At 69.9% G+C, this 26378-nt stretch carries 28 protein-coding genes and 1 pseudogene; 14 read left to right on the top strand and 15 right to left on the bottom strand.

Annotated features, from left to right (window positions below):
* Window positions 1–9 precede the first annotated feature (9 nt).
* Complete coding sequence (locus tag QGN31_RS02720) at window positions 10–381, bottom strand: VOC family protein (protein WP_014942998.1); 372 nt, start codon at window positions 379–381, stop codon at window positions 10–12.
* A gap of 47 nt (window positions 382–428) precedes the next feature.
* On the opposite strand from QGN31_RS02720, the gene QGN31_RS02715 reads away from it, so the two are divergent.
* The 4 genes and pseudogenes from QGN31_RS02715 to QGN31_RS02700 all read left to right on the top strand — a co-directional run bounded on the left by QGN31_RS02715 (window position 429) and on the right by QGN31_RS02700 (window position 3921).
* On the top strand, window positions 429–2159 hold the full coding sequence (locus QGN31_RS02715; protein ID WP_014712450.1) for an N-acyl-D-amino-acid deacylase family protein: 1731 nt from the start codon (window positions 429–431) through the stop codon (window positions 2157–2159).
* A 39-nt stretch (window positions 2160–2198) separates the two neighbouring features.
* Window positions 2199–2711, top strand: a pseudogene (locus QGN31_RS02710) (PPE family protein); the annotation flags it as partial.
* A gap of 170 nt (window positions 2712–2881) precedes the next feature.
* On the top strand, window positions 2882–3283 hold the full coding sequence (locus tag QGN31_RS02705) for a hypothetical protein (protein WP_008261307.1): 402 nt from the start codon (window positions 2882–2884) through the stop codon (window positions 3281–3283).
* A 74-nt stretch (window positions 3284–3357) separates the two neighbouring features.
* Window positions 3358–3921 (top strand): carboxymuconolactone decarboxylase family protein, encoded by a 564-nt coding sequence (locus QGN31_RS02700; RefSeq protein ID WP_009953506.1) that lies wholly within the window; start codon window positions 3358–3360, stop codon window positions 3919–3921.
* Here QGN31_RS02700 and QGN31_RS02695 read toward each other — a convergent pair.
* From QGN31_RS02695 to QGN31_RS02685, 3 genes are all read right to left on the bottom strand, one after another.
* Entirely contained in the window at window positions 3910–4734 is an 825-nt protein-coding gene (locus tag QGN31_RS02695; protein WP_043955423.1) for an SDR family NAD(P)-dependent oxidoreductase, read from the bottom strand. The genes QGN31_RS02700 and QGN31_RS02695 overlap by 12 nt on opposite strands.
* 291 nt (window positions 4735–5025) lie before the next feature.
* Entirely contained in the window at window positions 5026–6651 is a 1626-nt protein-coding gene (gene groL / locus QGN31_RS02690; RefSeq protein WP_008261313.1) for a chaperonin GroEL, read from the bottom strand.
* Between the two features lie 175 nt (window positions 6652–6826).
* Complete coding sequence (locus QGN31_RS02685) at window positions 6827–7519, bottom strand: M24 family metallopeptidase (protein ID WP_014385884.1); 693 nt, start codon at window positions 7517–7519, stop codon at window positions 6827–6829.
* Window positions 7520–7548: 29 nt separating this feature from the next.
* Here QGN31_RS02685 and QGN31_RS02680 point away from each other — a divergent pair, with 29 nt between their 5' ends.
* Entirely contained in the window at window positions 7549–8040 is a 492-nt protein-coding gene (locus QGN31_RS02680; RefSeq protein ID WP_014385885.1) for a cupin domain-containing protein, read from the top strand.
* Here the strand turns inward: QGN31_RS02680 and QGN31_RS02675 are convergent.
* Entirely contained in the window at window positions 8028–8648 is a 621-nt protein-coding gene (locus QGN31_RS02675) for a TetR/AcrR family transcriptional regulator (RefSeq protein WP_043955424.1), read from the bottom strand. The two genes, QGN31_RS02680 and QGN31_RS02675, sit on opposite strands and share 13 nt — an antisense overlap.
* 91 nt (window positions 8649–8739) lie before the next feature.
* Here QGN31_RS02675 and QGN31_RS02670 point away from each other — a divergent pair, with 91 nt between their 5' ends.
* The 3 genes from QGN31_RS02670 to moeA are packed head-to-tail and all read left to right on the top strand — an operon-like array spanning window position 8740 to window position 12016.
* On the top strand, window positions 8740–9798 hold the full coding sequence (locus tag QGN31_RS02670; protein WP_014943001.1) for an alpha/beta fold hydrolase: 1059 nt from the start codon (window positions 8740–8742) through the stop codon (window positions 9796–9798).
* A 42-nt stretch (window positions 9799–9840) separates the two neighbouring features.
* The gene (locus tag QGN31_RS02665) at window positions 9841–10791 is read left to right on the top strand and encodes an SDR family NAD(P)-dependent oxidoreductase (RefSeq protein ID WP_014943002.1); all 951 of its coding nucleotides are present in this window, start codon (window positions 9841–9843) and stop codon (window positions 10789–10791) included.
* Between the two features lie 19 nt (window positions 10792–10810).
* Window positions 10811–12016: a molybdopterin molybdotransferase MoeA gene (moeA, locus tag QGN31_RS02660; protein ID WP_014943003.1), complete on the top strand. Its 1206-nt coding sequence runs from the start codon at window positions 10811–10813 to the stop codon at window positions 12014–12016.
* Between the two features lie 26 nt (window positions 12017–12042).
* Here the strand turns inward: moeA and QGN31_RS02655 are convergent, their stop codons facing one another.
* Complete coding sequence (locus tag QGN31_RS02655; protein WP_043955426.1) at window positions 12043–13260, bottom strand: MFS transporter; 1218 nt, start codon at window positions 13258–13260, stop codon at window positions 12043–12045.
* 65 nt (window positions 13261–13325) lie between these two features.
* On the opposite strand from QGN31_RS02655, the gene QGN31_RS02650 reads away from it, so the two are divergent.
* The 3 genes from QGN31_RS02650 to QGN31_RS02640 are packed head-to-tail and all read left to right on the top strand — an operon-like array spanning window position 13326 to window position 17133.
* On the top strand, window positions 13326–14048 hold the full coding sequence (locus QGN31_RS02650; protein ID WP_179945046.1) for a phosphatidylserine decarboxylase: 723 nt from the start codon (window positions 13326–13328) through the stop codon (window positions 14046–14048).
* Window positions 14045–14905: a CDP-diacylglycerol--serine O-phosphatidyltransferase gene (gene pssA, locus QGN31_RS02645; RefSeq protein ID WP_008261338.1), complete on the top strand. Its 861-nt coding sequence runs from the start codon at window positions 14045–14047 to the stop codon at window positions 14903–14905. The genes QGN31_RS02650 and pssA overlap by 4 nt, the downstream gene beginning before the upstream one ends.
* A gap of 56 nt (window positions 14906–14961) precedes the next feature.
* Window positions 14962–17133 (top strand): AAA family ATPase, encoded by a 2172-nt coding sequence (locus tag QGN31_RS02640; protein WP_036455285.1) that lies wholly within the window; start codon window positions 14962–14964, stop codon window positions 17131–17133.
* Here the strand turns inward: QGN31_RS02640 and QGN31_RS02635 are convergent.
* Window positions 17107–17703 (bottom strand): TetR/AcrR family transcriptional regulator, encoded by a 597-nt coding sequence (locus tag QGN31_RS02635; protein WP_009952557.1) that lies wholly within the window; start codon window positions 17701–17703, stop codon window positions 17107–17109. The genes QGN31_RS02640 and QGN31_RS02635 overlap by 27 nt on opposite strands.
* 21 nt (window positions 17704–17724) lie before the next feature.
* Here QGN31_RS02635 and QGN31_RS02630 point away from each other — a divergent pair, with 21 nt between their 5' ends.
* Both QGN31_RS02630 and QGN31_RS02625 read left to right on the top strand, forming a co-directional pair.
* The gene (locus QGN31_RS02630) at window positions 17725–18120 is read left to right on the top strand and encodes a hypothetical protein (RefSeq protein WP_014381261.1); all 396 of its coding nucleotides are present in this window, start codon (window positions 17725–17727) and stop codon (window positions 18118–18120) included.
* Window positions 18117–18680 (top strand): hypothetical protein, encoded by a 564-nt coding sequence (locus QGN31_RS02625; RefSeq protein WP_036454036.1) that lies wholly within the window; start codon window positions 18117–18119, stop codon window positions 18678–18680. The genes QGN31_RS02630 and QGN31_RS02625 overlap by 4 nt, the downstream gene beginning before the upstream one ends.
* Here the strand turns inward: QGN31_RS02625 and QGN31_RS02620 are convergent.
* Window positions 18622–19998, bottom strand: a complete 1377-nt coding sequence (locus QGN31_RS02620; protein WP_233425293.1) for a tetratricopeptide repeat protein — start codon at window positions 19996–19998, stop codon at window positions 18622–18624. The genes QGN31_RS02625 and QGN31_RS02620 overlap by 59 nt on opposite strands.
* A 109-nt stretch (window positions 19999–20107) precedes the next feature.
* Between QGN31_RS02620 and QGN31_RS02615 the strand changes: the two genes are divergently transcribed.
* On the top strand, window positions 20108–21028 hold the full coding sequence (locus tag QGN31_RS02615; protein ID WP_014943007.1) for an SDR family NAD(P)-dependent oxidoreductase: 921 nt from the start codon (window positions 20108–20110) through the stop codon (window positions 21026–21028).
* A gap of 5 nt (window positions 21029–21033) precedes the next feature.
* Here the strand turns inward: QGN31_RS02615 and QGN31_RS02610 are convergent, their stop codons facing one another.
* The 7 genes from QGN31_RS02610 to QGN31_RS02580 form a co-directional block, all read right to left on the bottom strand.
* Window positions 21034–21852 carry an enoyl-CoA hydratase-related protein gene (locus QGN31_RS02610; RefSeq protein WP_014385892.1) on the bottom strand — a complete coding sequence of 273 codons (819 nt, stop codon included), beginning with the start codon at window positions 21850–21852 and terminating at the stop codon, window positions 21034–21036.
* Window positions 21849–22871: a TIGR03617 family F420-dependent LLM class oxidoreductase gene (locus QGN31_RS02605; RefSeq protein WP_008261357.1), complete on the bottom strand. Its 1023-nt coding sequence runs from the start codon at window positions 22869–22871 to the stop codon at window positions 21849–21851. The genes QGN31_RS02610 and QGN31_RS02605 overlap by 4 nt, the downstream gene beginning before the upstream one ends.
* A gap of 22 nt (window positions 22872–22893) precedes the next feature.
* Window positions 22894–23532, bottom strand: coding sequence for an LON peptidase substrate-binding domain-containing protein (locus QGN31_RS02600; RefSeq protein ID WP_009952566.1), 639 nt, complete (start codon window positions 23530–23532; stop codon window positions 22894–22896).
* Window positions 23532–24662 (bottom strand): glutamate--cysteine ligase, encoded by a 1131-nt coding sequence (locus tag QGN31_RS02595; RefSeq protein ID WP_008261359.1) that lies wholly within the window; start codon window positions 24660–24662, stop codon window positions 23532–23534. The genes QGN31_RS02600 and QGN31_RS02595 overlap by 1 nt, the downstream gene beginning before the upstream one ends.
* Window positions 24652–25335, bottom strand: a complete 684-nt coding sequence (gene sodC, locus QGN31_RS02590) for a superoxide dismutase[Cu-Zn] (protein WP_009952568.1) — start codon at window positions 25333–25335, stop codon at window positions 24652–24654. The genes QGN31_RS02595 and sodC overlap by 11 nt, the downstream gene beginning before the upstream one ends.
* A gap of 133 nt (window positions 25336–25468) precedes the next feature.
* Entirely contained in the window at window positions 25469–25942 is a 474-nt protein-coding gene (locus QGN31_RS02585) for a LytR C-terminal domain-containing protein (RefSeq protein ID WP_043955429.1), read from the bottom strand.
* Between the two features lie 19 nt (window positions 25943–25961).
* Window positions 25962–26270: a DUF3263 domain-containing protein gene (locus QGN31_RS02580; RefSeq protein ID WP_008261362.1), complete on the bottom strand. Its 309-nt coding sequence runs from the start codon at window positions 26268–26270 to the stop codon at window positions 25962–25964.
* Window positions 26271–26378: the final 108 nt, after the last annotated feature.

Below are 26378 nucleotides of genomic sequence, written 5' to 3'. Positions count from 1 at the left end.
CTCGCGACACTACGGGAGCGCGCCGTGGAAGACAGCCTCGACGTTGTTGCCGTCGGGGTCGCGCACGAACGCGCCGAAGTAGCCGGGGTGGTATTCCGGCCAGAGCCTCGGCTCGTGCAGCGGTTCGGCGCCCAACTCCACGGCCACCCGGTAGAAGGCGCGCACCGCGTCCTCGTCGGGCGCCTCGAACGCCAGGTGAACCTCGCGATTGGGTCCGGCCAGCGCCCCGGAGATCCAGAAGGTCGGCTCGCCCCCGCGGCCATACCCGATGGCGGGGCCCACATCCAGCTGCCGGGAGAAGCCCAGCGTCTCCAGCACCGCGTCATAGAACCGCTGGGACTTTGCGTAGTCGGCGCAGTTGATGCCCACGTGGTCGATCACGGAGAAGATCCTGGCACGAGCCGCCGCCACGGTCGTAGATTGTTTGGATGACTTACGACCTCATCATCCGCAACGGCACCATCGTCGACGGGCTGGGGGGTGAGCCGTACGTCGGTGACGTGGCGGTGGCCGACAACGTCATCAAGGCGGTCGGCGACGTGAACGGCGCCGCGGCGAACCGCGAGATCGACGCCACCGGGCTGTTGGTCACGCCCGGCTTCGTCGACCTGCACACCCACTACGACGGCCAGTCCATCTGGTCGGAGCGCCTGACGCCGTCGTCGGCGCACGGGGTGACGACGGTGGTGATGGGCAACTGCGGGGTCGGCTTCGCGCCGTGCCGCCAGTCCGACCACGACGTCCTGGTCGACGTGATGGCCGGCGTCGAAGACATCCCGGGCGTCGTGATGACCGACGGCCTGCCGTGGACGTGGGAAACCTTCCCCGAATACATGGACGCCCTCGATGCCGGCAAGCGTGACATCGATGTGGCCGCGTACCTGCCGCACTCGCCGCTGCGCGTGTACGTGATGGGGCAGCGCGGCGCCGACCGCGAGCCGGCCACCGAGGACGACCTGGCGAAGATGCGGGCGCTGGCCAAGGAGGCGATCGAGGCCGGCGCGCTGGGCTTCGCCTCGTCGCGGTTGACCATCCACAAGACCGAAAGTGGTTCGCCCATACCGAGTTACGACGCCGCCCGCGAGGAGATCGAGCAGATCGCCCGCGGCGTCGTGGACGGCGGCGGCGGCCTGCTGCAGTTCGTCCCCGACATCCCGGCCGGCGGCTACCAGCCCGTGCTGCAGACGGTGTTCGACGTTGCCGAGGACGTCGGGCTGCCGCTGACCTTCACCCTCGTCGTCGCCAATTCGGGTGACCCGTCGTGGCCGGACGCCATCACCATGATCGAGAAGGCCAACGCCGCGGGCGGGGACATCACCGCGCAGCTGTTGCCGCGGCCCATCGGGTTGATCATCGGGCTGCAGCTGTCGGCGAACCCCTTCGTGCTCTACCCCAGCTACCGCGAGATCGCGCACCTGCCGCTGGCCGAGCGGGTCGCCGAGATGCGCAAGCCCGAGGTCCGCGCCCGCATCCTGGCCGACAAGCCGGGGCAGGGCCACCCGATCCTGTACGTCGCCCAGATGTGGGACTGGATCTACCCGCTGGGCGAGGACCCCGACTACGAGCCCGACCCGTCGACCAGCATCGGTGCCCGCGCCCGCGCCAAGGGCGTGGAGCCGATGGAGGAGGCCTACGACAGGCTGCTCGACGACGACGGCAAAGCCATGCTGCTCGTCGCGACCAGCAACCTGCAGGGCAACTCGCTGGACACCGTCGGGGAGCTGTTGCACCGCGACGACGTGGTGCTCGGCCTCGGCGACGGCGGCGCGCACTACGGCATGATCTGCGACGCCAGCTACTCGACGTACTTCCTGACGCACTGGGCGCGGGACCGCAAGGCCGGACGGTTCACGGTGCCCGAGGCGGTTCGCGAGCTCACCTCGGTGCCGGCGCGCATCGCCGGGCTGAGCGATCGCGGCCGTATCGCCGTGGGCTACAAGGCCGATCTCAACGTCATCGACCACGCCGCCCTGCGCCTGCACAAGCCGGTCATCACCTACGACCTGCCCGCCGGCGGGCGACGCCTGGACCAGACGGCGGACGGGTATGTCGCCACGATCGTGTCCGGGGAAATCATCGCTGAACACGGCGTCCCCACCGCCGCCCGTCCGGGCAAGTTGGTGCGGGGCCGTCAGCCCGCTCCGGCGCCCTTGCAATAACGCCACCAAAAGTGGCATATACCAGCTAAGTTGGGTCCCGTGACGAACCCGCATTTTGCGTGGTTGCCGCCGGAAGTCAACTCGGCACTAATTTTCTCCGGTCCTGGTCCCGGGCCGCTGCTTGCTGCCGCGGCGGCGTGGGACGGGCTCGCCGGGGAGTTGGCGTCGTCGGCGTCGTCCTTTTCTTCGGTGACGTCGGATCTGGCCAGCGGGTCGTGGCAGGGCGCGTCGTCGGCGGCCATGATGACGGTCGCCAGCCAATACGTGAGTTGGCTTTCCGCGGCGGCCGCGCAGGCGGAAGAGGTGTCCCACCAGGCCTCGGCCATCGCCACCGCGTTCGAGGTGGCGCTGGCGGCCACGGTGCAGCCCGCGGTGGTGGCGGCCAACCGCGCCCTGGTGCGGGCGTTGGCGGCCAACAATCATCTGGGCCAGAACACCCCGGCGATCGCCGACATCGAGGCGGCCTACGACCAGATGTGGGCCTCGGACGTGGCGGCGATGTTCGGGTATCACGCCGACGCGTCGGCGGCCGTGGCGAAGTTGCCGCCCTGGAACGAGGTACTGCAAAACCTCGGGTTCTCCAACACCACCACCGCGGTCACGCGGCCCGCCAGTTCCGGCGCCGTCGCCCGCGGCTACACGTCGCGCATCGCCGGGTTCCTCACGCCCCCGGCGCCGCAGTAGCGCGGGGCCGCATCGGTTCGCGCCTATCCTGGGACATCATGCGCAGCAAGAAGAAGGTCGATTTCGCGGCGCTCGCCGACGCGCTCGTCGATTACCCGTACGCGTACCTGATCACCGTCGACGACGAATACCGCTCGCACACCGTGACGGTCGAACCCGAGTTGCGCGGACAGACCCTCGAGGTCGGTCTCATCGGCGGCCGCACGCAGCAGAACCTGGCCCGGCGCCGCGACGTCACCCTGCTGTGGCCCCCGGCCGAACCGGGCGGCTACTCGCTGATCGTCGACGGCGCGGCCGAGGTGTCGCCCGAAGGCGGAGCCGGTGACGCGGTGCGGCTCACGGTGACGCCCACCCGCGCGCTGCTGCACCGCGACGCCGACTCCCCCGATGCGGCGAGGGGCTGCCTGCACGACTGTGTGGTGTTCTCGCTGCCGGCCTAGCAGCGATCGCCGCCATCGGCCTAGCCGGGCGCAGCGGGTCGCCGCCATTTGCCTAGGGCCGTACAGTCTCATCCGTGAGCCGCATCGCGCCCCTCGCCCCGCCGTGGAGCGAAGAGGATGCCGCCGGCATCAACAGCTGGGGCCACCCGGACCGCACCTACGAGCCGCTGCTGTTGGTGCGTTGCCTGCAGCGCCATCCGGTGCTGGCCTCCCGGCTGCGCAAGCTCGGCGAATCCCTTTACACCGCAGCGCTTTTGCCGCCCCGGACGCGGACCATCGCCATCCTTCGCATCTGCGCGCTGCTGCGCTGCGCCTACGAGTGGGGCGGGCAGGCCGCCTTCTGGGGTCCGATCGCCGGCGTCAGCGACGACGAGTGCGACGCGCTGGTGTTGGCCGGGGCCGACGACCCTCGGTGGGGCCCGGCCGAGCGGACGCTGATCGCGGCGGTCGACGAGTGCGAGCGCACCGGCTCGTGGTCGGAGGCGACGTGGGAAGCGCTCGGCGACTTTCTGGACGACGAGCAGCGCATCGAATTGCTCACGGCCGTCGGCTGGTACCGCACGATCTGCACGCTGTGCAACGCGCTCGCGCTTCCGGTGGAGGGCTGGATGCGGCCCTGGCCGGGGTCAGCCGGCTGACCGGTCCCTGCGCAGGCTCGGATGCTGATTCTTCAACAGCGGCAGCAGCACTCGTCGCGGCATGAACTGGAACAGGCGGGTGCTGATCTGGCTGGGCAGGCCGGGGATCACGGTTGGGCGGTCGCGGTCGAGCGCGTCGACCCCGGCGCGCGCCACCTCACGCGACGGCTTCCACATGAACTTCGGGAACGCGTCGGCGAAGTCGCGCTCGTCCATGCCGGCGCTCTTCACGAACTCGGTGCGCACCGGGCCGGGACACAGCAGCGCGACGGTGACGCCGGTGCCGGCGAGTTCACCGCGCAGCCCTTGGGTGTAGTTGTTGACGAACGCCTTGGTGGCCGCGTACCCGGCCTGCCCGGGGAAGGGTTGGTAGCCGGCGGTCGAGCCGACGTTGAGGATCGCGCCGCGGCCGCGCGGCACCATCCGCTGCACCGCGCGGGTGCTCAGGTCGATAACGGCCTCGACGTTGACCCGCACCTGCGCGATCTCGTCGGCAACGGGAATTTTCGTCACCGAGCCCATGGTGCCGATGCCGGCGTTGTTGACCAGGATGTCGGCCGTCAGGCCGCGGCGCTCGACCTCGTCGAACAGGCCGGCGCGGGCGGCGGAATCGGCGACGTCGCAGGCGATCACCTCGACGCGCACCCGGCCGGCGAGTTCGTCGGCCAGATCGCGCAGCCGGTCTTCGCGGCGGGCGACGAGCGTCACGCCGTGGCCGCGGTCGGCCAACTCGCGGGCGATGTCGGCGCCGATGCCCGACGACGCGCCCGTCACGACGGCGGTGCTGGTAGGTGAGGGAGCGGGAAGCGCCACGCGTTCAAACGTACAAGGCCGGCCAGGCGCCTCGAGTGTGCACTCTGGGCGTCGAGTGTGAGGCCAGGGCTTCGCGGGTGAAACCAGGGCGGGAAAATCGCGAAAAGCTCGCCGTGAGCTCACACCCAAAGCCCTGAGCTCACACTCGATGCGCGCCGCGGCGGCCTACCCGCCGAACGTGAAACCAGGGCGGGAGAATCGCGAAAAGCCCGCCGTGAGTTCACGCTCGGCGCCATCGCCACGAAAAAACCCGGCCCCTTGTGAGGGCCGGGTTTTTTCGTTGGCGACTTTTTAGAAGTCCATGCCGCCCATGCCACCGGTCGGGTCGCCGACGGGAGCGGCGGCCTTCTCCGGCTTGTCAGCGACGACGGCCTCGGTCGTCAGGAACAGGCCCGCGATCGACGCGGCGTTCTGCAGCGCCGAACGGGTCACCTTCACCGGGTCGGCGACGCCGGCCTTGAGCAGGTCCTCGTACTCACCGGTGGCGGCGTTCAGGCCGGTACCGGCGGGCGAGTTGCGGACCTTCTCGGCCACCACGCCGGGCTCCAGACCACCGTTGAAGGCGATCTGCTTCAGCGGAGCCTCGAGCGCGACGCGGACGATGTTGGCGCCGGTCGCCTCGTCACCGGTGAGCTTCAGCTCGTCCAGCGACGGGGTGGCGTGCAGCAGGGCCACGCCACCACCGGCGACGATGCCCTCCTCCACGGCCGCCTTGGCGTTGCGCACGGCGTCCTCGATGCGGTGCTTGCGCTCCTTGAGCTCGACCTCGGTCGCGGCCCCGGCCTTGATCACCGCAACACCGCCGGCCAGCTTGGCCAGGCGCTCCTGCAGCTTCTCGCGGTCGTAGTCGGAGTCGCTGTTCTCGATCTCGCTGCGGATCTGGGCCACCCGGCCGGCGATGGCGTCGGAGTCACCGGCGCCCTCGACGATGGTGGTCTCGTCCTTGGTGACGACGACCTTGCGGGCCTTACCCAGCAGGGCGACATCGGCGCTCTCGAGCGACAGGCCGACCTCTTCGCTGATGACCTGACCACCGGTGAGGATGGCCATGTCCTGCAGCATCGCCTTGCGGCGGTCACCGAAGCCGGGGGCCTTGACGGCCACCGACTTGAACGTGCCGCGGATCTTGTTGACGACCAGGGTGCTCAGAGCCTCACCCTCGACGTCCTCGGCGATGATCAGCAGCGGCTTGCCGGCCTGGATGACCTTCTCCAGCAGCGGCAGCAGGTCCTTGACCGTCGACACCTTGGAGCTGACCAGCAGGATGAAGGGGTCCTCGAGGACCGCTTCCTGACGCTCGGCGTCGGTGACGAAGTAGCCCGAGATGTAGCCCTTGTCGAACCGCATGCCCTCGGTGAGCTCGAGCTGCAGGCCGAAGGTGTTGGACTCCTCGACGGTGATGACGCCCTCGTTGCCGACCTTGTCCATCGCCTCGGCGATGAGGTCACCGATCGACTGGTCGCCCGCCGAAATCGCCGCGGTGGCAGCGATCTGGTCCTTGGTCTCGACCTCCTTGGCCGACTTGAGCAGGGTCTCGGTGACCTTCTCGACGGCCTTCTCGATGCCGCGCTTGAGACCCAGCGGGTTGGCGCCGGCGGCGACGTTACGCAGGCCCTCGCGGACCAACGCCTGAGCCAGCACCGTGGCCGTCGTCGTGCCGTCACCGGCGACGTCGTCGGTCTTCTTGGCGACTTCCTTGACCAGCTCGGCGCCGATCTTCTCGTACGGGTCCTCCAGCTCGATCTCCTTGGCGATGGACACACCATCGTTGGTGATCGTGGGGGCACCCCACTTCTTCTCCAGGACGACGTTGCGACCCTTGGGGCCCAACGTCACCTTTACCGCGTCGGCGAGGGCGTTGAGCCCCCGCTCGAGGCCACGGCGGGCCTCTTCGTCATACGCAATTGTCTTGGCCATTGCGAAGTGATTCCTCCGGATTGGGGATGACACGTTCTGGCCGGGTGCAGTGCCCGCGACGGACGACCGGGCTGTCGTTGGACCTGGTCTCACCGTCCCGACCTAGCACTCACTGGTCGCGAGTGCCAAGTCATTCTTAGCACTCGCCTATGCCGAGTGCAAGAAGTAGTGGGGCTCAGGGCAGGTCGAGCAGCTGCTCGTAGAAGCCGCCGAAGCCGCGCGGGCGGTCGACCAGATGGATCTCGAGGATCCAGTGGCAGATGCGCCCGCGCGGGTCGGTGCGGCGCATCGGCTTGTCCGAGCCGGGCATGATGTACCACTCGATGCCGGGGCCGGCGATCTTCTTGTGCGGGAACTCCCCCACCAGGTGCCCGGCGATCCGGCTGGCCCACGCGAAGCCCTCCGCGTGGGCCGCCCCGACGACGAAGTCGAACAGCTCGGCGCCGGTGACGTCGGGATTGCCGGCGAAGTAGTCGCGGCCGGCCTGCCACACGCGGGGCAGCGCGTCGCGGACGGCCCTCTTGTGTGGGTCGTCGCCCAACAGGAAGGTCCGGCCGAAGTCGGCCTCCCACTCCTCGAAGATCGGCCCCAGATCCAGGAAGACGATGTCGTCGTCGACGATCAGCCGGTCCGGCGGGCGCTCGTGGAACGGTTGCAGCGTGTTCTCCCCGGCGCGCACGATCCTCCGATGCCAGTGCCGGGTCACGCCGAACATTTCGCCGGCCAGATCGTGGATCTCATCGGAGAGCTCCTTCTCCCCGACCCCGGGCCGAATCATGGCCCGCCGCTCGATCTCGTCGAACAGTTGCGCCGCTTTGCGTTCGGCGTCCAGCAGCCGTTCCACGCGCAGTTCCTCCGCGGCCTCCATCCACGCGATGTTATGCGCACACTGGAGCCATGTCCCTCGTCGTGCCGCCCTACCCGCCGGCCCGCTACACCGCCGAAGAGCCGGAGATCAACGCCTGGCTCAAGCGGGCCGACCAGCCCCCGGACTACGAGACCTCCGGCGTCAAATACCACTACCTGGCCAACCAACAGGACACCGCCGGCGACTACGGCCTCTATCGCGTCGACATCGCCCCGGCCGGCGGCGGTCCCCCGGCTCACTTCCACCGGGCCATGTCGGAGGCCTTCTTCGTGCTCTCCGGGACGATGAAGCTCTACGACGGCACCGAGTGGGCCGACGGGCACCAGGGCGATTTCCTCTATGTCCCCCCGGGCGGCGTCCACGGCTTCCGCAACGAGGCCGACGAGCCGGCGTCGATCCTGATGCTGTTCGCGCCGGGCGCCCCCCGCGAGGCCTACTTCGAAGGCTTCGCGGCGCTGGCCGACATGACCGACGAGGAACGCCGGGAGTGGTTCGTCCGCCACGACAACTACTGGGTCTGACCGCCCAGGTCGCCGTCGACGTAGCGCTGCAGGTTGGGGGCGATCGCGGCGATGGCCTCGTCGTCGGTCATCGAGGCGACGGGCTCGATCTTCCACACGTAGCGCATCAGCGCGAACCCCATCATCTGTGACGAGATGAGGCCGCTGCGGATCAAGCGGTCCCGGTCGTCGCTGCCGAGCCCCGAGACCCCCATCAGGCTGCCCTCGACCACTCGACGGAGTTTGTCGCGGGTGACGGGGTCGTGCGCCGCGGTCTGCAGGATGGCCCGCAGCGTCGGCCCGATCTCGTCGTCGGCCCAGCTGACCAGCAGCAGCTGCAGCAGCGCGGCGCCGAGCCGCTCGACCGGGGTGGCCCACACCTCGGCCACGCGGTCCAGCCACTGCTGGGGCGGGTTGGTCGCGGCGTCGAGCAGCCCTTCCTTCGACCCGAAGTAGTGGTAGACCAGCGCCGGGTCGACGTCGGCCCGCCGCGCGACCGCCCGGATCGTGGTGCCGGCCCAGCCGTGCACGGCGAATTCGTCGCGCGCCGCCGCGGCGATCCGCGCGGCGAGCACCCCCCTTTCGTCCCGGGGTCCAGGCGTCGTCGCCGTCTTCGCCACGAGTTTCATCGTAGCGTGAATTTCTCCTTGCGTTGAAACTAATTTCATCGTAGCGTGAGACTAGTCTCAACGGTCGTTGAAAATCTTGAGGAGCGGTCCCATGTACACCTACGACATCGATGCCGCGGCCATGTTCGACGACCGCACCGACCAGTTCGCGAAGTTCGGCGTTCCACTCGAGGACATCGAGCGGGTCCGCTCGGCCGTCGACGACATGTGGGCCGACGCGCCGGGCGGCTGGGTCTACGAATGGTCGCGGGTGGCAAGGGATTACGCCGAGCGCGGGGACCACCGGATGGCGTCCCTGGTGTACGGGTGCGCCAAGTTCCCCTGCCTGACGGACGCCGCCCGGGTCAAGGTGTTGCAGCACCAGCTCGAGCAATTTCAGTTGGCGGCCAACGGCTTTCCGGTGCACTTCGAGCGCCGCATCGTCGCCGTCGGGTACCGCGGCGGATCGGTCGAGGTGCCGGTGCACCTGTATTCGGCCGACGGTCGATACGCGGACCGGGCGGTGCTGATCGCCAGCGGCGGTGTGGACACCTGGAAGATGGACATCCACCCGTGGTGGGTCGCATTCACCCAGGGCGCGGGCGTGACCACGCTGGCCTTCGACCATCCCGGCACCGGCGAGACGGACATCCCGCTCGATGAACACGCCGACGAGGTGATCCGGGGCCTCATCGGCTACGCCCGGACGCTGGGCGACGGCCGGGTCGCACACTTCGGCGCGTCATTCGGCGGGAACTTCGCCGCGATGTCCGGGCTCACCGGAATCGTCGACGCCGCAATCGAACTCGGCGGCCCGGTGGTCGACGCGTTCGCCGTCGAGAACATCGCAAAGCTGCCCTACGGAATGCGCGACATCGTGGGCAACGCCATGCACTGGGATCACTCCCCCACCCTCGAGGAGCTCAGCGCCGGCCTCAGCCGACTCAACCGACGGGATCTGCTTGCCCGGCAAGGCAATTCGGAAATGTTGGTGATCAATGGCGCCGACGACTACTTCGTCCCGCAGTCCGACACGCTCGTCTTCCAGGGCCGCCCCGACACCGAGGTGCACCTCATCGAGGGCACCGGCCATGTCGCCATGAGCAAGGCGCCCGAGGTGGTGCCGCGGGTCATCGCCTGGCTGCGCGCGCAGATGACAACCGAGCGATGACGCGCCCGGCAACATCCGGCCGGGGTGAGTATGTTTTGGGCCATGGCTTCCAACGACAAAGAAACCCGCGCCTGGTCGGAGAGTGACGTCCCGGATCAGAGCGGGCGCGTCGTCGTCATCACCGGCGCGAACACCGGCATCGGGTATGAGGCGGCCGCCGTGCTGGCCCACCGCGGCGCCCACGTCGTGCTCGCGGTGCGCAACCTCGAGAAGGGCAACGCGGCGCTGTCGCGCATCGTCGCCGCCGGGGGGCAAGGGTCCCGAGAAGTAGACGTCACGCTGCAGCAGCTGGATCTGACCTCGCTGGACGCGGTCCGGTCGGCCGCCGACGCGCTGCGCGTGGCCTACCCGCGCATCGACCTGCTGATCAACAACGCCGGGGTGATGTGGACGCCCAAGCAGGTCACCGCGGACGGATTCGAATTGCAGTTCGGCACCAACCATCTGGGCCACTTCGCGCTGACCGGGTTGCTGCTCGACCACCTGCTCCCCGTGCGGGATTCGCGGGTGGTGACCATCAGCAGCCTCGGCCACCGGCTGCGCGCCGCGATCCACTTCGACGACCTGCAATGGGAACACCGGTACGACCGGATCGCCGCCTACGGGCAATCCAAGCTGGCCAACCTCCTGTTCACCTACGAGCTGCAGCGCCGGCTGGCGGCCACGCCCGACGCGAAGACCATCGCCGTGGCCGCGCACCCCGGCGGCTCCAACACCGAGCTGACCCGCAACCTGCCGGCGATCTTCCGGCCCGCCGCCGCGGCGCTGGGCCCGGTGCTGTTCCAGAGCGCGGCCATGGGTGCGCTGCCGACGTTGCGGGCCGCCACCGATCCGGACGTCCAGGGCGGGCAGTACTTCGGCCCGGACGGATTCCTCGAGCAGCGTGGCCACCCGAAGCTCGTCAAGTCCAGCGCCCAGTCCCACGACGCGGAACTGCAACGCCGGCTGTGGGCCGTCTCCGAAGAGCTCACCGGCGTCCGCTTCCCGGTCTGACGCGCGGATAATGGCCCCGATGCGATCAGTCGCGGAACATCAGCGCGTCGTCACCGATTTGATTCGTCCGCGGCCGCCGGTTTCGGTCGCGCTGACCGACGCCCAGGGCCTGGTGCTGGCCGAGGACGTCATCGCCCAGCTGGCCCTGCCGGTCTTCGACAACTCCGCGATGGACGGCTACGCGGTGCGCGCCCAGGACACGGCGTCCGCGACGCCGGAAAACCCGGTGGTGTTGCCGGTCGCCGAGGACATTCCGGCTGGGCGCACCGACGAGCTGACGCTGCAACCCGGTACGGCGCACCGGATCATGACGGGCGCCCCGCTGCCGGCGGGGGCGACGGCGATCGTTCCGGTCGAGGCCACCGACGGCGGGGTGGACGTCGTGTCGATCCGCGAGCCCCGCGAGGCCGGCAAGCACATCCGGCGCGCGGGTGAGGACGTCGCCCCCGGCACCACCGTGTTGCGCCGCGGCCAGGTCGTGACGCCGGCGGTGCTCGGCTTGGCCGCCGCGCTGGGGATCGCCGAGCTGCCGGTGATTCCGCGCCAGCGGGTGCTGGTGATCTCGACCGGATCGGAGCTGGTGACCCCGGGCGTCCCGCTGCGGCCGGGGCAGATCTACGAGTCCAACTCGATCATGCTGGCCGGGGCGGTCCGGGATGCGGGCGCCGATCTGGTCGCCGTCGCAACCGCGGAAGACGATGTGGCCCAATTCAGTTCGATCATCGACCGGTACGCGGCCGACTCCGATTTGATCATCACCAGCGGCGGTGTCAGCGCCGGCGCCTACGAGGTGGTCAAGGACGCCTTCGGGCGCGAGGGCGATCAGGGCGTGGAATTCGTCAAGGTTGCGATGCAGCCCGGGATGCCGCAGGGCGTGGGCCGGGTGGCGGGCGCGACGATCGTCACGCTGCCCGGCAACCCGGTCAGCGCGCTGGTGTCCTTCGAGGTGTTCATCCGGCCGGCGCTGCGCACGGCGATGGGCCTGCCCGACCCCGAACGCCCGCACCGGTCCGCCGTGCTCGCCGAGTCGCTGACCTCGCCGCGGGGCAAGCGGCAGTTCCGGCGCGCGGTGCTCAGCGACGACGCGAGCTCGGTCACCAGCTACGGGCCGCCGGCCTCGCACCACCTGCGCTGGCTGGCGTCGGCGAACGGGCTGCTCGACATCCCCGAAGACGTCGTCGAGGTGCCCGAGGGAACGCGGCTGCAGGTCTGGGATCTGCGCTAGCTGTACTGACCGGGGACGTTGGTGACTTAGCCCGCGGGCGTGGCCACGTCCCGGTGGAATTCGTCGGCCTTGTCGAAGGCCGGGTTGTAGCGGATCGCGATGCCGATGATCGACATCATCACCGGGATGGTGGCCAGCGCCCCCGACAACCCCACCCAGCCGGACAGGTGACCGATCAGCGGCGGGCCGAGCAGGTAGCCCAGCCAGCCCGTCGCCGCCACGATGGCGATCGCCGATCCCGCTTCGCTCGCGCCGTAGGCCGCGCTGAACGCGGTGGGCACCAGCAGCGCCACGCCGACGCCCAGTGCGGCGAAACCGAGCACGCCGACGGCCGCGTTGGCGGTCGCCAGCGTCACGCTCATGCCCACCACGGCCACCACCGCCAGGGCCGGCAGCAGCCGGCGACTGGGCACCCGCGCGTGCAGCCGGGGCGCTCCGAACCGGGTGATCACCATCGTCAGCGTGTAGGCCGCGTAGCTCAACGCCGAGACGCTCGGGCCGGCGCCCACGACGTTGCGCAGGTAGTTGGCCGACCAGTCGGTGGCCGCGCCCTCGCACAGAAACGACGCGAACGAGACCGCGGCCAGGATCGCCACCGTCGGCGTCATCCAGGCCCGCCGGCCTTGGGGGGTGGGTCCCGAAGACGCGTCGGAGTCATCTGCCGCATCGGGGATCAGGCGACGGGTGAGCGTTCCCACCACGATCAGCACGACCGCCCCGAGGACCGTCAGCTGGGCGGTCAGCCCGATGCCCGCGCCGACGCACGCCGCGCCGATGACGGCCCCCACCAGCGTCCCGACGCTCCACATGCCGTGGAACCGCGCCATGATCGGCGCCCGGGCGGCCCGCTCGACGGTCGCGGCCTGGGTGTTCATCGCGACGTCCAGCGCGCCCTGGAACGTCCCCCACAACGCCAGCGCGCCGAAGAGGGCGGCCCCGGATTTGGCCAGCCCCACCGTCGTCCCCGCGACCGCATAGCCGGCGACCATGACCGGGATCAGGCGGTGGCTGCCCCAGCGGCGCAGCGCCCAGTGGCTTGCCAGCGTGGCCACCACCGATCCCAGCGGGGCGCCGAACAGCGCCGTTCCCAACGCCGCGTCGGAGAGGCCCAGCTCGTCCTTGACCCGCGGAATGTGGGCGGCCCACGACGAAAACACCAGACCGTGGGCGATGAATGCGGCCGTGACACCGCGTTTCGCCCGACGCACCGGTGTCGCCCGCCGATCAGCACTGTGCGGTTGCATGTCGAAGGTGAACGTTCCCTCTGCGGGCGTCCACGAATCAATCGCGGGCTCCGTAAGATGGCCGCGTGGCACGACGCCCCCGCACTATCGGCCCCACGGCTTCGGACCCGGGCTTCAGCCCCCAACACGCGCTGGAGCTGGTGCGCTCCGCCGTCCCGCCGGTGCACCCGGCCGGGCGGCCGTTCATCGGCGCCGGGCTGGCGCTGGCCCTGGCCGGCCGCCGTCACCGCTGGGTGCGACGGGCGGGCCTGCTGGCCGCGGGGGCCTGCGCGGGGTTCTTCCGGCATCCCCCACGGGTGCCGCCCACCCGGCCCGGGGCCGTCGTCGCCCCCGCCGACGGCGAGATCTGCGTGATCGACTTCGCCACCCCGCCCGCCGAATTGAGCATGGGCGACGCGGCGCTGCCGCGGGTCAGCATCTTCCTGTCGCTGCTGGACGCCCATGTGCAGCGCGCACCGGTCAGCGGCGAGGTGATCGCCGTGCAGCACCGGCCGGGCCGCTTCGGGTCGGCCGACCTGGCCGCCGCCAGCACCGAGAACGAGCGGACCAGCCTGGTCATCAGCACCCCGGGCGGTGCCGACGTGGTCGCGGTGCAGGTCGCGGGGCTGCTGGCGCGGCGGATCATCTGCGACGCGCACGTCGGGGACAAGCTGTCGATCGGCGACACCTATGGGCTGATCCGGTTCGGCTCCCGGCTCGATACCTACCTGCCGGCCGGCTGCGAACCGCTGGTGAAAGTCGGCCAGCGCGCGATCGCCGGCGAGACCGTGCTGGCCGAGCTGCCATGATCAGCAAGCCGCGCGGCCGGGCGGTCAACCTGCAGATCCTGCCCAGCGCGATGACGGTGCTCTCGGTGTGCGCGGGCTTGACCTCGATCCGGTTCGCCCTCGAACACCAGCCCAAGGCCGCGATGGCGTTGATCGCGGCGGCGGCCATCCTCGACGGTCTGGACGGGCGGGTGGCGCGCATCCTGGACGCCCAGTCGCGGATGGGCGAGGAGATCGACTCGCTGGCCGACGCGGTGAACTTCGGCGTGACGCCGGCGATCGTGCTCTACGTGACGCTGCTGACCAACTCGCCGGCGGGCTGGGTGGTGATCCTGCTCTACGCCGTCTGCGTCGTGTTGCGGCTGGCGCGGTTCAACGCGTTGCAGGACGACGGCAGCCAGCCCGCCTACACGCACGAATTCTTCGTCGGCATGCCCGCGCCGGCCGGGGCGATCTCGATGATCGGCCTGATCGGGCTCAAGCTGCAGTTCGGTGACGGCTGGTGGACCTCGCCGCTGTTCCTGTGCATCTGGATCACCGGGACCTCGATCCTGATGGTCAGCAAGATCCCGATGCGCAAGATGCACGCGGTCGCGGTGCCGCCGAGTTGGGCCGCCCCGCTGCTGGCGATCCTCGCGATCTGCGCGGCCGCGGCGGTGCTGGCGCCCTACGTTTTGATCTGGGTGATCATCATCGCCTACCTGTGCCACGTGCCGTTCGCCATCCGCAACCAGCGCTGGCTGGCCGCCCACCCCGAGGCGTGGGACGACGAACCCAAGCAGCGTCGCGCCACCCGCCGCGCGATCCGCCGGGCGCAGCCCAACCGTCGATCGGTCGCGCGGCTGGGCCTGCGAAAGCCGGGCAGGCGCGTGCCGTGACGGCCGGCGGGTCCGGCGACGATGCGGGCCGCTCCGGGCCGCTGAGGAGCGGAGCCATCAATCCCGCGTCCCGTCAGCTCACCTTGACGGCTCGGCTGAACACCTCGGCCGTCGACTCCCGCCGCGGCGTCATCAGATTGCATCCGAGCGCCGTTGCCGCCCTGGGGATTCGGGAGTGGGACGCGGTGTCGCTGATCGGGTCGCGGACCACGGCGGCGGTCGCGGGCCTGGCCGGCCCGGGCACGCCGGTCGGCACCGTGTTGCTCGACGACGTGACGCTGTCGAACGCGGGGCTGCGGGAGGGGTCCGCGGTGGTCGTCGGCGCGGTCACGGTCTACGGCGCGCGGTCGGTGACGCTGTCCGGCTCGACGCTGGCCACCCAGTCGATCACGCCGGACACGCTGCGCCAGGCCCTGCTCGGCAAGGTGCTCATGGTGGGCGACGCCGTGTCGCTGCTGCCCCGCGACCTGGGACCCGGCACGTCCACCTCGGCCGCCACCCGGGCGCTGGCCACGGCGGTGGGCATCAGCTGGACCTCGGAGCTGTTGACCGTCACCGGTGTCGACCCCGTGGGGCCGGTCAGCGTGCAGCCCAACTCGCTGGTCACCTGGGGCACCGGCGATGTCGCGTCCGGCGCCGCGACGCCGTCGCGGATCTCGGTCGAGGTCGCCCGGCCGGAGATGGTCGTCGAGGAGCTCAAGGGCACCCAGCCGCAGGCCGCCAAGCTCGTCGAATGGCTCAAGCTCGCGCTCGACGAACCGCACCTGCTCAAGACCCTGGGCGCCGGCACCAACCTCGGGGTGCTGGTGTCCGGCCCGGCCGGGGTGGGCAAGGTGACGCTGGTCCGCGCGGTCTGTGGCGATCGCCGGCTGGTCACGCTGGACGGCCCGGAGGTCGGCGCGCTGGCCGCCGAAGACCGCCTCAAGGCGGTGGCCTCGGCGGTGCAGACGGTGCGCGACGGCGGTGGCGTGCTGCTGATCACCGACGTCGACGCCCTGCTGCCGGCCGCCGCCGACCCGGTGGCCTCGCTGATTCTGGGCGAGCTGCGCACCGCGGTGGCCAGCGACGGCGTCGCGCTGATCGCCACCTCCGCGCGACCCGACCAGCTCGACGCCCGCCTGCGGGCGCCCGACCTGTGTGACCGCGAGCTGGGCCTGCCGCTGCCCGACGCCGCCACCCGCAAAGCGCTACTGGAGTCGCTGCTCAAGAACGTCCCCGCCGGCGGGCTGGATCTCGACGAGATCGCCTCACGCACACCGGGTTTCGTCGTCGCCGACCTGGCCGCGCTGGTGCGCGAGGCTGCGCTGCGGGCGGCGTCGCGGGCCAGCGCCGACGGCCGGCCCCCCGAGCTGAACCAGGAGGACCTGGTCGGCGCGCTGAGCGTCATCAGGCCGCTGTCCCGTTCGGCCAGTGAAGAAGTCAGCGTCGGCGACATCACCCTCGAGGACGTCGGCGACATGGCCGAGGCCCGCCAAGCGCTGACCGAGGCCGTGTTGTGGCCGCTGCAGCATCCCGACACCTTCGCCCGGCTGGGCGTCGACCCGCCGCGCGGCGTGTTGCTGTACGGCCCGCCCGGCTGCGGCAAGACATTCGTCGTGCGCGCGCTGGCCAGCACCGGGCAGCTGTCCGTGCACGCGGTCAAGGGCTCCGAGCTGATGGACAAGTGGGTGGGCAGTTCGGAAAAGGCGGTGCGCGAACTGTTTCGGCGCGCCCGGGATTCGGCGCCCTCGCTGGTCTTCCTCGACGAGGTCGACGCGCTCGCGCCGCGGCGCGGGCAGAGCTTCGACTCGGGCGTCACCGACCGGGTGGTGGCCGCGCTGCTGACCGAGCTCGACGGCGTCGATCCGCTGCGCGACGTCGTCGTCCTGGGCGCCACCAACCGCCCGGATCTCATCGACCCGGCGCTGCTGCGTCCCGGCCGGCTGGAGCGGCTGGTCTTCGTCGAACCCCCCGATGCCGCCGCCCGCCGCGACATCCTGCGCACCGCAGGCAAATCGGTTCCGCTGAGTGCCGACGTCGACCTCGACGAGGTGGCCGCCGGGCTCGACGGCTACAGCGCCGCCGACTGCGTGGCGCTGCTGCGGGAGGCCGCCCTCACGGCCATGCGCCGATCCCTCGATGCCACCGACGTGACGGCCGCCGATCTCGCGGCGGCGCGCGAAACCGTCCGCCCCTCATTGGATCCCGCGCAGGTCGAGTCCCTACGGGCGTTCGCCAAAGCTGTTTAGCACGGCCAGCGCCGAGGCGGCGACGTCCTTTTCGAGCCAGGACGGCATCGGGTCGTCGTGGGCGTGGCGGCGCACCACCGCGTAGGGCAGGTCGGCGACCGCGCGCGCGACGGCGTCGACGGAGCGCGGCCTGGCGTTCCCGTACAGCTGCCGGGCCAACACCGCGATCCGCTCGGTCAGCGGGGCGTTCATCGCGGTGAGCGTCTGCCGGAATGCCGCGTCGGGCTCCTCGTCGAGCAGGTCGCCCGGGCGGATCGTCAATAACAGCCGGGCGTCCTCGGGCAGGGCGCGCGCGAAGCCGACGGCCGCCACCGCCATCGCCACGGCCGTGTCCGCCGGCGTGTCCCCGTCGGCTGCCAGCGCCCGCGCCTGGAAGCGTTCCAGCGCCCGCAGCCACGCCGCCGTCAGGACGCCGTCGCGGTTGCCGAAGCGGTGATACAGCGTGCCCGCCGGTGCTCCACTGGTTTTCGCGATGGCGGCGACGCTGGCCGCGCGCGGTCCGCCGTCGAGCACCAGCGCCCGGGCGGCGTCGAGGATCACATCGGTTTCATGCTTCCGCGGAGGCGCCATGATCTAGTACAGTCCTTCTATATGGAACGATTACCCTATATCGACGAGCATGCCATAACCCTCGACGCGAACCGCGCAGACACGTGGTCGGCGCTGCTGCGGGTGATGTGCCGCGACCCGCATGACGCGACGACGGTGCCGGTCGGCTTCGTCCTGGACGAAGCGCGCGCACCGGCGCGGTTCGCGCTGAAGGGCCGCCACTGGTTCGCGATCTACCGGTGGGTGTTCGAGCTCGACGAACTCGACGGCACCGCCCGCACCCGGCTGCGCGCGGCGACCTGGGCCGCGTTCCCGGGCATCCACGGGAAGGCGTATCGGGCGCTCGTCATCGGCACCGGCGCGCACCGCGTCGCCGTAAGGTGGACGCTGAAACGCGTTGCGGCAAGGGTTCATTCACGTAGTACGCCGGTTCCGTGACGCCGGGCCTGACGTGGGGGGTCAGGCCCTGGGAGCGAACGACACCGCTGCCCTGCGACGGCGTCCTGCCCTCGGCCGGCGTCCGGGCCGACCGCGCGATCAGCATCGCCGCGCCCCCGTCGATCGTGTTCGGTTGGCTGTGCCAGTTGCGCGTGGCGCCTTACAGCTACGACAGCCTCGATAACCTCGGGCGCCGCAGCCCCCGCCGGCGCGACCCCGAGCTGACGCGACTTGCGGTCGGGCAGCGATTCATGACCATCTTCGTCTTGCGGTCGTTTCTCGACGGTCGGCAGATCACGTTGCGGTCCAAGGGTGTGGCCGTCACGTATGCGATCCGCCCCGAAGGGGAGGGCTCGCGGCTGCATGCGCGCGTGTTGTTCGCCGGGCCCCGGCTCCTCGCTCAGGCCCTGGCGCTGGGGGACCTGCTGATGATGCGCAAGCAGTTGCTCACGCTGAAGTCATTGGCCGAGACCGAAGCCGGCCACCGTCGGATTCCAGCTCTCACACCAGCGCGCTCCCATCCCAGAACGGGCTCAACCCACCCCAGACCCGGTTGGTGATGTGGTGGTCGAGGGTCCGCGTCGCATCGATGAGTGGGTGATCTTCACCGAGCACACGACCACCGTCATCGATGAGCTTTCGGGTGCGCGCCGCGGCCGGGTCGAATTCGTGGCCGTTCCATAGCCACCAGGCGAGGTAGTACCTCCATTGCAACGTTTCGATGTGATCGTTGCCCAGCGTGCGGGCGCAGCGGGCGAGCGCCCTTTTCACCTCCACCGCGTGTTCCATGAGATCCACGCGCTCGGAGCGTTGTTCGTCGGCGTCTTCGGCGACTTTGGCCACGGCGTCGTCGTCGAGATTGCCCGGGTCCATCCAGTCCCGCCCGGGCATGACATCGATCTCGCGGTCTTCGGATTCGGCGTCGACGAAGAGATCGAAAGCAATGTTGCGGGTCTCGTTGACGCTGTCCTCCCATTCGGCGCGGGCGGCGCCGAGTCTCTGGGCAGCCTCGACCGTCACGGGATGCTGCTCGCCGAGAACGCGCGCGAGATCCTCGGCCAGGACCTCCCATTCGGAAACTCGCTCGACCTCGTCGGCAGTCTCCGGTGTCCAGACAGCGCGGTTGTAGTGCGCGATCAGCGTGTGCTCGTGGTCGTGGCCGAGCGTGTTCTGCAGGGCCACGATCAGCTCGTCGAACTCGTTGAGGGTGTGATCATTGATACCCTCGGCCTCCCCCAGCCACGTCAGCCGCGACAGTTGCGCGGCCAGCGTGTGGGGATGATGCTCGCCGAGCAGACGCCGGCGGTAGCCGACGACGATCAACGCGTCGGTGCTGGCGCCGAAGGGGTCTCCGAGGTCGTGGCGTGCTTGTGCCACCCCGAAGGCGGCCGCCAAGGTCAATTCGTTACGGGGGCCGAAGACCCGAGTCTCGGCGCCGCACAACTGCACCCAGCGCAGCAGCCGGGCGGCGGGATCACCGCCGGCATCCTCGGCGGCGGCCAAAGTGTGGGTGACCCACAACGTGTCCGCTTGCTCGGCGCCGAGTACCCGGGTCATCACCGGGACGAGCTCGCGCAGCTCATCGACGCTGCCCTCGTCGCCGCGGTGGTAGCGCCAAATCGCGACCAGCCCCGCCACGCCAAGGGTGGAGGGATGTTCGTCTCCGAGTGTTTCGCGCCTGACGGCCAGCACCTGGCCGGCATCGTGGACGGCACCGAGGCTGTCCCCGGCGGTCCAGCGCGCGGACGCCAGCGCGAGCAGCGCGGTCAAGGTTGACTCGTGATGGGGCCCGAATGTGGCAAGCGCCGAGCGCCATTCCGTGTCGGCGCGCGCAACCGGATCGGCCGCGTCGGCGGGTTGATCTGGGCCGTCAGACATGTGCACTCCTTTTCGTCATGCCAGTCTCCGGCTCCCGAGCCCGCGCCGCCAGTCACCGGCGGTAAGGACTTCGCAGCCGCGAACCAGCCGCGTCGATAGGTTGGACCGCATGACCGAGCATCCAACGGCACTTCAGATCGTCGAGGGAATCGATTTGTCCGGCAAGACATGTGTGATCACCGGCGCGTCGTCGGGACTGGGCCGCGAGTCGGCCCGGGCGCTGGCCGCCGGGGGCGCGCACGTCATCCTGGCCGCACGCAACCCCGAAGCGCTGGCGGAGACGGCCCGGTGGATCGCGTCCGAGGTTCCGGCTGCCCGGACGTCGACGGTATCGCTCGACCTCACCGACCTGTCCAGCGTGCGCGCGGCGGCGAGCGCGGTCGCCGGCATCACGCCGGTCGTCGACGTGTTGATGAACAACGCCGGCGTGATGTTCACACCCTTTGGCCGGACCCGGGACGGCTTCGAACTGCAAATCGGGACAAACCATTTCGGGCATTTCGAGCTCACCCGGCTGCTGATCCCCCAGCTCACCGCCGCCGGCGCCGCCCGGGTGGTGATCCTGTCGTCCGGTGGCCACGTGATGGGTGACGTCGACGTCGACGACCCCAACTGGGAGCGTCGCGAATACGACAAGTTCGCCGCCTACGGCGCCTCCAAGACGGCGAACGTCCTGCATGCGATCGAAGCCGACCGGCGCCTGCGCGACGCGGGAATTCGCGCCTACGCCGTGCATCCGGGCACCGTGGCGACCGCGCTCGCGCGGTACATGTCGCGCTCGGACTTCTCCGCGCTGCGCAGCCTCGTCGCCGAAAACAGCCGCGAGCCCTCCGACGGCTTCCTCGATTTCGTCATGCCCGAACACGGTGCGGCAACGCAGGTATGGGCCGCGGTAAGCCCCGACCTCGCCGGCCGCGGCGGCCTCTACCTGCAGGACTGCGGGATCGGTGAGGCAGCGCCGCACGCTCGCGACGAGCGGCGCGCGGCGCAACTGTGGGAGCTCTCCGAAAGGCTTTGCGCCGCGCACTGATTCGGTCACGGTTCGGGAAGCGGTGTCCAATCTTGCGACAGCCGCGCGGTGAAATTCGGCGGGCGGCGGTCCAGGAAGGCGGCGACGCCCTCAGCGGCGTCGGCGCCGCCCATCACCCGCTCGTGCAACCGGGTCTCCAGCGCGGCGACCTGCCGCGGTGTGTAGTGATGGATCGCGCTGTCCCACAGCAGGCGTTTACACAGCGCGACCGACATCGGGGCCACGTTGACCGCGATGTCGCGGGCCGCCGTCAGCGCGTCGTCGAGGACCCGCTCGCCGGGCAGGGCCCGATTGGCGATCCCGAGCGTCACGGCCTCGGCCCCGCCGAACGTCCGGCCGGTGAGCAGGATGTCGGCGGCCACCCCCAGGGTGGTCAACTGGGTCAGCGTCCAGTGCGCCATGCAGTCGGGGATCACGCCCCGCCGTACCTGCACCACACCGTATTTGGCGTCCTCGGCCAGGATCCGGATGTCCGCCTGTAACGCGATCGTGAGGCCGATTCCGATGGCGTGGCCGTTGACCGCGGCGATCACCGGTTTGCGCAATTCGAAGGCCGCCGGGGTGATCGGCGACGCCGAGAACGTGCCGTCGGCGGCGGGCGCATCGAACGGGCTTGCGCCACCGGAGAAGTCGGCGCCGGCGCAAAAGGCGCGTCCCGCCCCGGTCACCACGATGGCCCGCACGTCGTCGTCCTCGTCGCACTCCCGGTACGCGCGGCTCAGCAGGGCGCCCATCTCGGCGGTGTAGGCGTTGAGCTGTTCGGGGCGGTTGAGCGTGAGTACCGCGACGCCGGAGTCGATTTCGACCGTCAGGTCATCGCTCATGGCAGGGCCGGCGCCCGGTGCAGGGCGCCGATCAGGTCGGCGATGTCGGCGTCGCGCGGCGTGTAGCCGGGGAAGTAACAGCACACCTCCCCCGCGTGCTCGCCGAACCGGCCGGCGATCTGCCGCGCGCATTCCTCGGGCGTTCCGACGATCCCGATCCGGGCCACCATCTCGTCGCTGACCAGCCGGCGCATCTCGGCGAAGCGGCCCTGCTTGGACAGGGCGTTGAGCTCGGGCTGGACATCGTCCCAGCCCTCGACCTGCAGCACCGGCAGGTAGGCCGGCGTCGAGCCGTAAAACGCGATGAGGGACGCCACGCCGTTGACCGCGGCCGCCAGATCCGCCTCGTCGCGGCCGACGGCAACCATGGCCTGGGCGATGACGGTGAACTCACCGAACGCCCGGCCCGAACGGCGCAGCCCCTCGGCGATCGCGGGCACGGTGCGTTCGGCGAAATGGCGGGCGCTGTTGAACGGCATCACCAACAATCCGTCGGCGACCTCGGCGGCGGTACGGGTCATCACCGGTCCCAGCGCGCCCAGCAGCACCGGCGGCGGCCCGAACGGGTTGGGCCCGGGGTTGAAGTTGGGCGCCATCACGGTGTGCGTGTAGAACTCGCCGCGAAAGTCCAAGCGGCCCTGGTTTTCCCACGCGGCGAAGATCGCCTTGATCGCGGCGATGGCCTCGGCCATGCGGGCCGCGGGCTTGTCCCATTTACTGCCATAACGCTTTTCGATGTGCACCTTGATCTGGGAGCCGAGGCCGAGGCGGAACCGCCCGCCGCTGTAGCACTGCAGGTCGTAGGCCGAGTGCGCCAGGTGCAACGGGCTGCGCGGCGGCGCGATCGCCACGTTCGTCATGAGGTCCAGGCCGGTCGTGCCGGCGGCGAGGAGCAGCGGGAAGAAGACGTCGTGCTGGCCTTCGAACGTGAACAGGCCATCCGCGCCCGTGGCGGCGATGTCGGCGGCGCTGGCCGCCGCACCCGCCGGTGAACCGTCCACCTGCAGGTGAACCTTCATCGTAAGCTCCTGTCGCGCAGTTCTATTCGGAGAGCTGAAACTCGACTACCTCGGCGACCGCGTTCACGGCTTCGCTCAGCGCGGCGAGGCGCTCGGCGGCCGTCGGGGCCGCCAGCACCGTGTAGCGGTCGGCCGTGCCGATCGGGATGCGCGAGGCCAACGCGAACAGGCGCTCCCCCGCCGGGGCCTGGGGGTCGTGACCCAACAGCACCTCGCGGCCGGGCAGGGTGATCCCGCGCGCCTGCGCGATCCGCTCGAACAGGGCCACCGCGCGGTCTTCGACGTCGAGCAACTGGGCCGGCGAGACCTCGGGTCCCGGCTCGTCGGGCCATAACGTGATCCGCGCGCGCGGATAGGGATCGTCGGGCAGCCATTCGCGCACCCGGATCCGTTCCCCGGTCCGGCAGCGCAGCGCGTACCGGCCGGCGCCCTGGTCGACGCATTCGGTGATCCGCGACAGCACGCCGACGTCGCAACGCTCCTCACCGCCGCCCACCTCGCGCCCCCGCGAGATCAGCACCACCCCGAATGGGTCGCCCGTGTCCACGCAGTGCCGCACCAGCGCCCCGTAACGGGGCTCGAAGATCCGCAGCGGCAGGTCCTGGTCGGGCAGCAGCGCCGACTCGAGCGGAAACATCGCCAGCTCAAGGGATTCCATCATCAGATTTCCAGCTCGGACACCAGGGCGTCGACGACCGCGCGCAGGTCGCCGTCATGTTCCTCGGCCACCCGGCGCTGGCGCTGGTAGGACGCGCCCTGCCGGGGTATCTCGGCCACCGCGGCGAGCTCGTCGACGCAGTTCAACTTTTTCGCGACCGGCTCCAGCCGGTTCAGCACGTCGTCGAGATCCTCGGTGACCAATCGCTCGTTGCTGTCGGCGTCCAGGATGATCACCGCGTCCAGGCCGTAGCGCGCCGCGCGCCATTTGTTCTCCTGGTTGTGCCACGGCGGCATGCTGGGCAACGACTCGTCGGCTTCGAGCCTGCGGTCCAAATCGACCACCAGGCAATGCGTGAGCGCGACCAGCGCGCCCAGCTCCCGCAGGTTGGACACACCGTCGCAGATCCGCATCTCGAGCGTGCCCAGGTGCGGGGAAGGCCTGATGTCCCAACGGACTTCGTCGACGTGGTCGATGATGCCGGTCTTCTTCTGGTCGTAGACGAACCCCTCGAACTCCGACCAGGTCTGGAACTGAAACGGCAGCCCGGCGGTGGGCAGCTGCTGAAACATCATCGCCCGGTTGCTGGCGTACCCGGTGTCCACGCCGGTCCACCACGGTGAGGACGCCGACAGCGCCAACAGGTGCGGGTAGTAGTTCAGCAGCGACGTCATGATCGGCATCACTTTGTTCGGCGACGAGATCCCGACGTGCACGTGCACACCCCAGATCAGCATCTGCCGTCCCCACCACTGGGTGCGCTTGATCAGCTCGGCGTAGCGCGCGCCGGCGGTGAGCTTCTGGGTGGTCCACTGCGCGAACGGATGTGCGCCGGCGCAGAAGAGCTCCATGCCCCGATCCCGCACGATGCGCCGCGCCGGGCCCAGGGTCTGCCGCAGGTCCTCCATCGCTTCGCCCGCGGTTTGGCAGATGCCGGTGACGACCTCGACGGTGTTGCGCAGCAATTCCTTGTGCACACGCGGGTTTTCGCCGATCTCGGCGATCACCGCGGTGGCTTCGTTGCTCAGGTCGCGGGTCTGCGCGTCGACGAGCGCGAACTCCCACTCCACCCCGATGGTCGGCCGTGACGAACGGGCGAAATCGATGCGCGCGTCACGCCTTTTAGCCGGCACCGATGACACCGCATGCCACCCGCTTGCCGGCGTCACCGGTGCTCTTCGTCGTCTCGTCGGGGCCCGGCGTGCCGTTGGTCTGGTTGTAGCGCTCGGCGGGGATGTTGGCGAAGTTGTCCGCGTCGGCGTGAATGATGATCGCGGTCTTCTGCCCGGTGAGCAGGTCCTCCATGGCGAACGCGTCGGTGGTGGTCACCAACGTCCCGGAACCGTCCTTGCGCACCTGCAGGGAGGTCAGGTCCCCGCTGGCGGGTTCGGTGGCGTGTCCGGGCACCTGGAAGTGCCCACCGGCGGACAGGAAGTCGCCGGGCGCACCGCCGTTCGGGGCGACCGAGTTGGGCTCGCACTTGCCCACCTTGTGGATGTGGACGCCGTGAAAGCCGGGCGCGAGTACGCCGTTGGCGGTCGTCTCGATGGTGACCGTCGCGTAGCCGTTGTTGAATTCGAACTTGGCGATCGCGACCTGGGTGCCGTCCGGTGCCTTCAGGTGCGTGGTGACGGTGGGCACCTCCGCCGGCCCCGCCTCCGCGGCCTTGGCGCCCGATGGCGACGGCGATCCCGTCCAGATCGCGGGCGTGGTGCCCGGGACGGACGACGCGTACTGCGGCGTCGAGCAGGCGCCCAGCAGCGCGGCGCAACCGGCCAGAACCAGGGAGGGGGGCAGCTTAGCCATAGCCAGCAGCCTAGCCCGGTGACGATGCGAGCCGGAACGGCTCGCTGAGGAGGCGGGCAATCGAACCGTGCCCGGTGACGATGCGAGCCGGAACGGCTCGCTGAGGAGGCGGGCAATCAAACCCGGCGCTTATCTAGCCGGCGACGAGGACGATGACACCTGGCGGCTCCCCGCTCAGGGCGGGAATGCGCGGTTCGACGGGGGCGCCCAGCTTCTTGCCGATCGCGTCGGCGGTGGCGTGTTCGTCGTCGGCGTCGGTGTAGTAGACCGTGGTGGACGAGACGTCGGGCACGGTCATGTTGTCGACCTTAATGACCTTGAAGCCGGCGGACGTCAGCTGGTCTCCGGTGCGCGCGGCGACGCCCTCTTTGGTGGAGATGTTGTACACCTGCACCTCGGCCTGGGTGGCGGCCGGCTTGTTGCTCGTCGACGTGGCCGACGCGGTGGCGGTCGCGCTCGGTACCGGCGACGCCGAATCGTCGTCAGAGCTTCCGGAGGTGCCCAGCGCCTGCCAGCCGAGCAGCAGGAAGATGACGCCGAGGAACAACAGCACCATCACCATGGCCCGCAGGGGCAGCCCAGTGGAGTCGGGAACTCGTTCTTTCATCGAGCCCTACTGTAACGAGTCAGGTCACCTCGAAGCCGAGACGCCGCGCCGCCCGTGCCTTCTGCCTGCTGGCGCGCAGCCGGCGCAACCGTTTCACCAGCATCGGATCGGCCGCCAGCGCCTCAGGCCGGTCAACGAGCGCGTTGAGCACCTGGTAGTACCGCGTCGCCGACATCGAGAACAACTCCTTGATTGCGTCTTCCTTCACACCGGCGAACTTCCACCACTGGCGTTCGAAGGCCAGGATGTCGTGTTCGCGGCGGGTAAGGCCATCGGCGACCTCAGAATCGTCCCCCGATCGATTTGCCCGCGCCATGGCGCTGTCCATATTGCTTCCCCTGGACCCTTTCGGCGAATTCCGAACTGCTCGAATGACTTGACTTAGCTAAGGGCGTGTTTCGGCGAATATTGAAACACGCCCCAAACCCTCAAGCCG

The sequence above is a fragment of the Mycobacterium sp. 2-64 genome (assembly GCF_035918375.1).
Classification (GTDB): Bacteria; Actinomycetota; Actinomycetes; order Mycobacteriales; family Mycobacteriaceae; genus Mycobacterium; species Mycobacterium intracellulare.
Note: the sequence above shows the minus strand (reverse complement) of the source record. Positions and strands in the feature narration are given on the sequence as shown.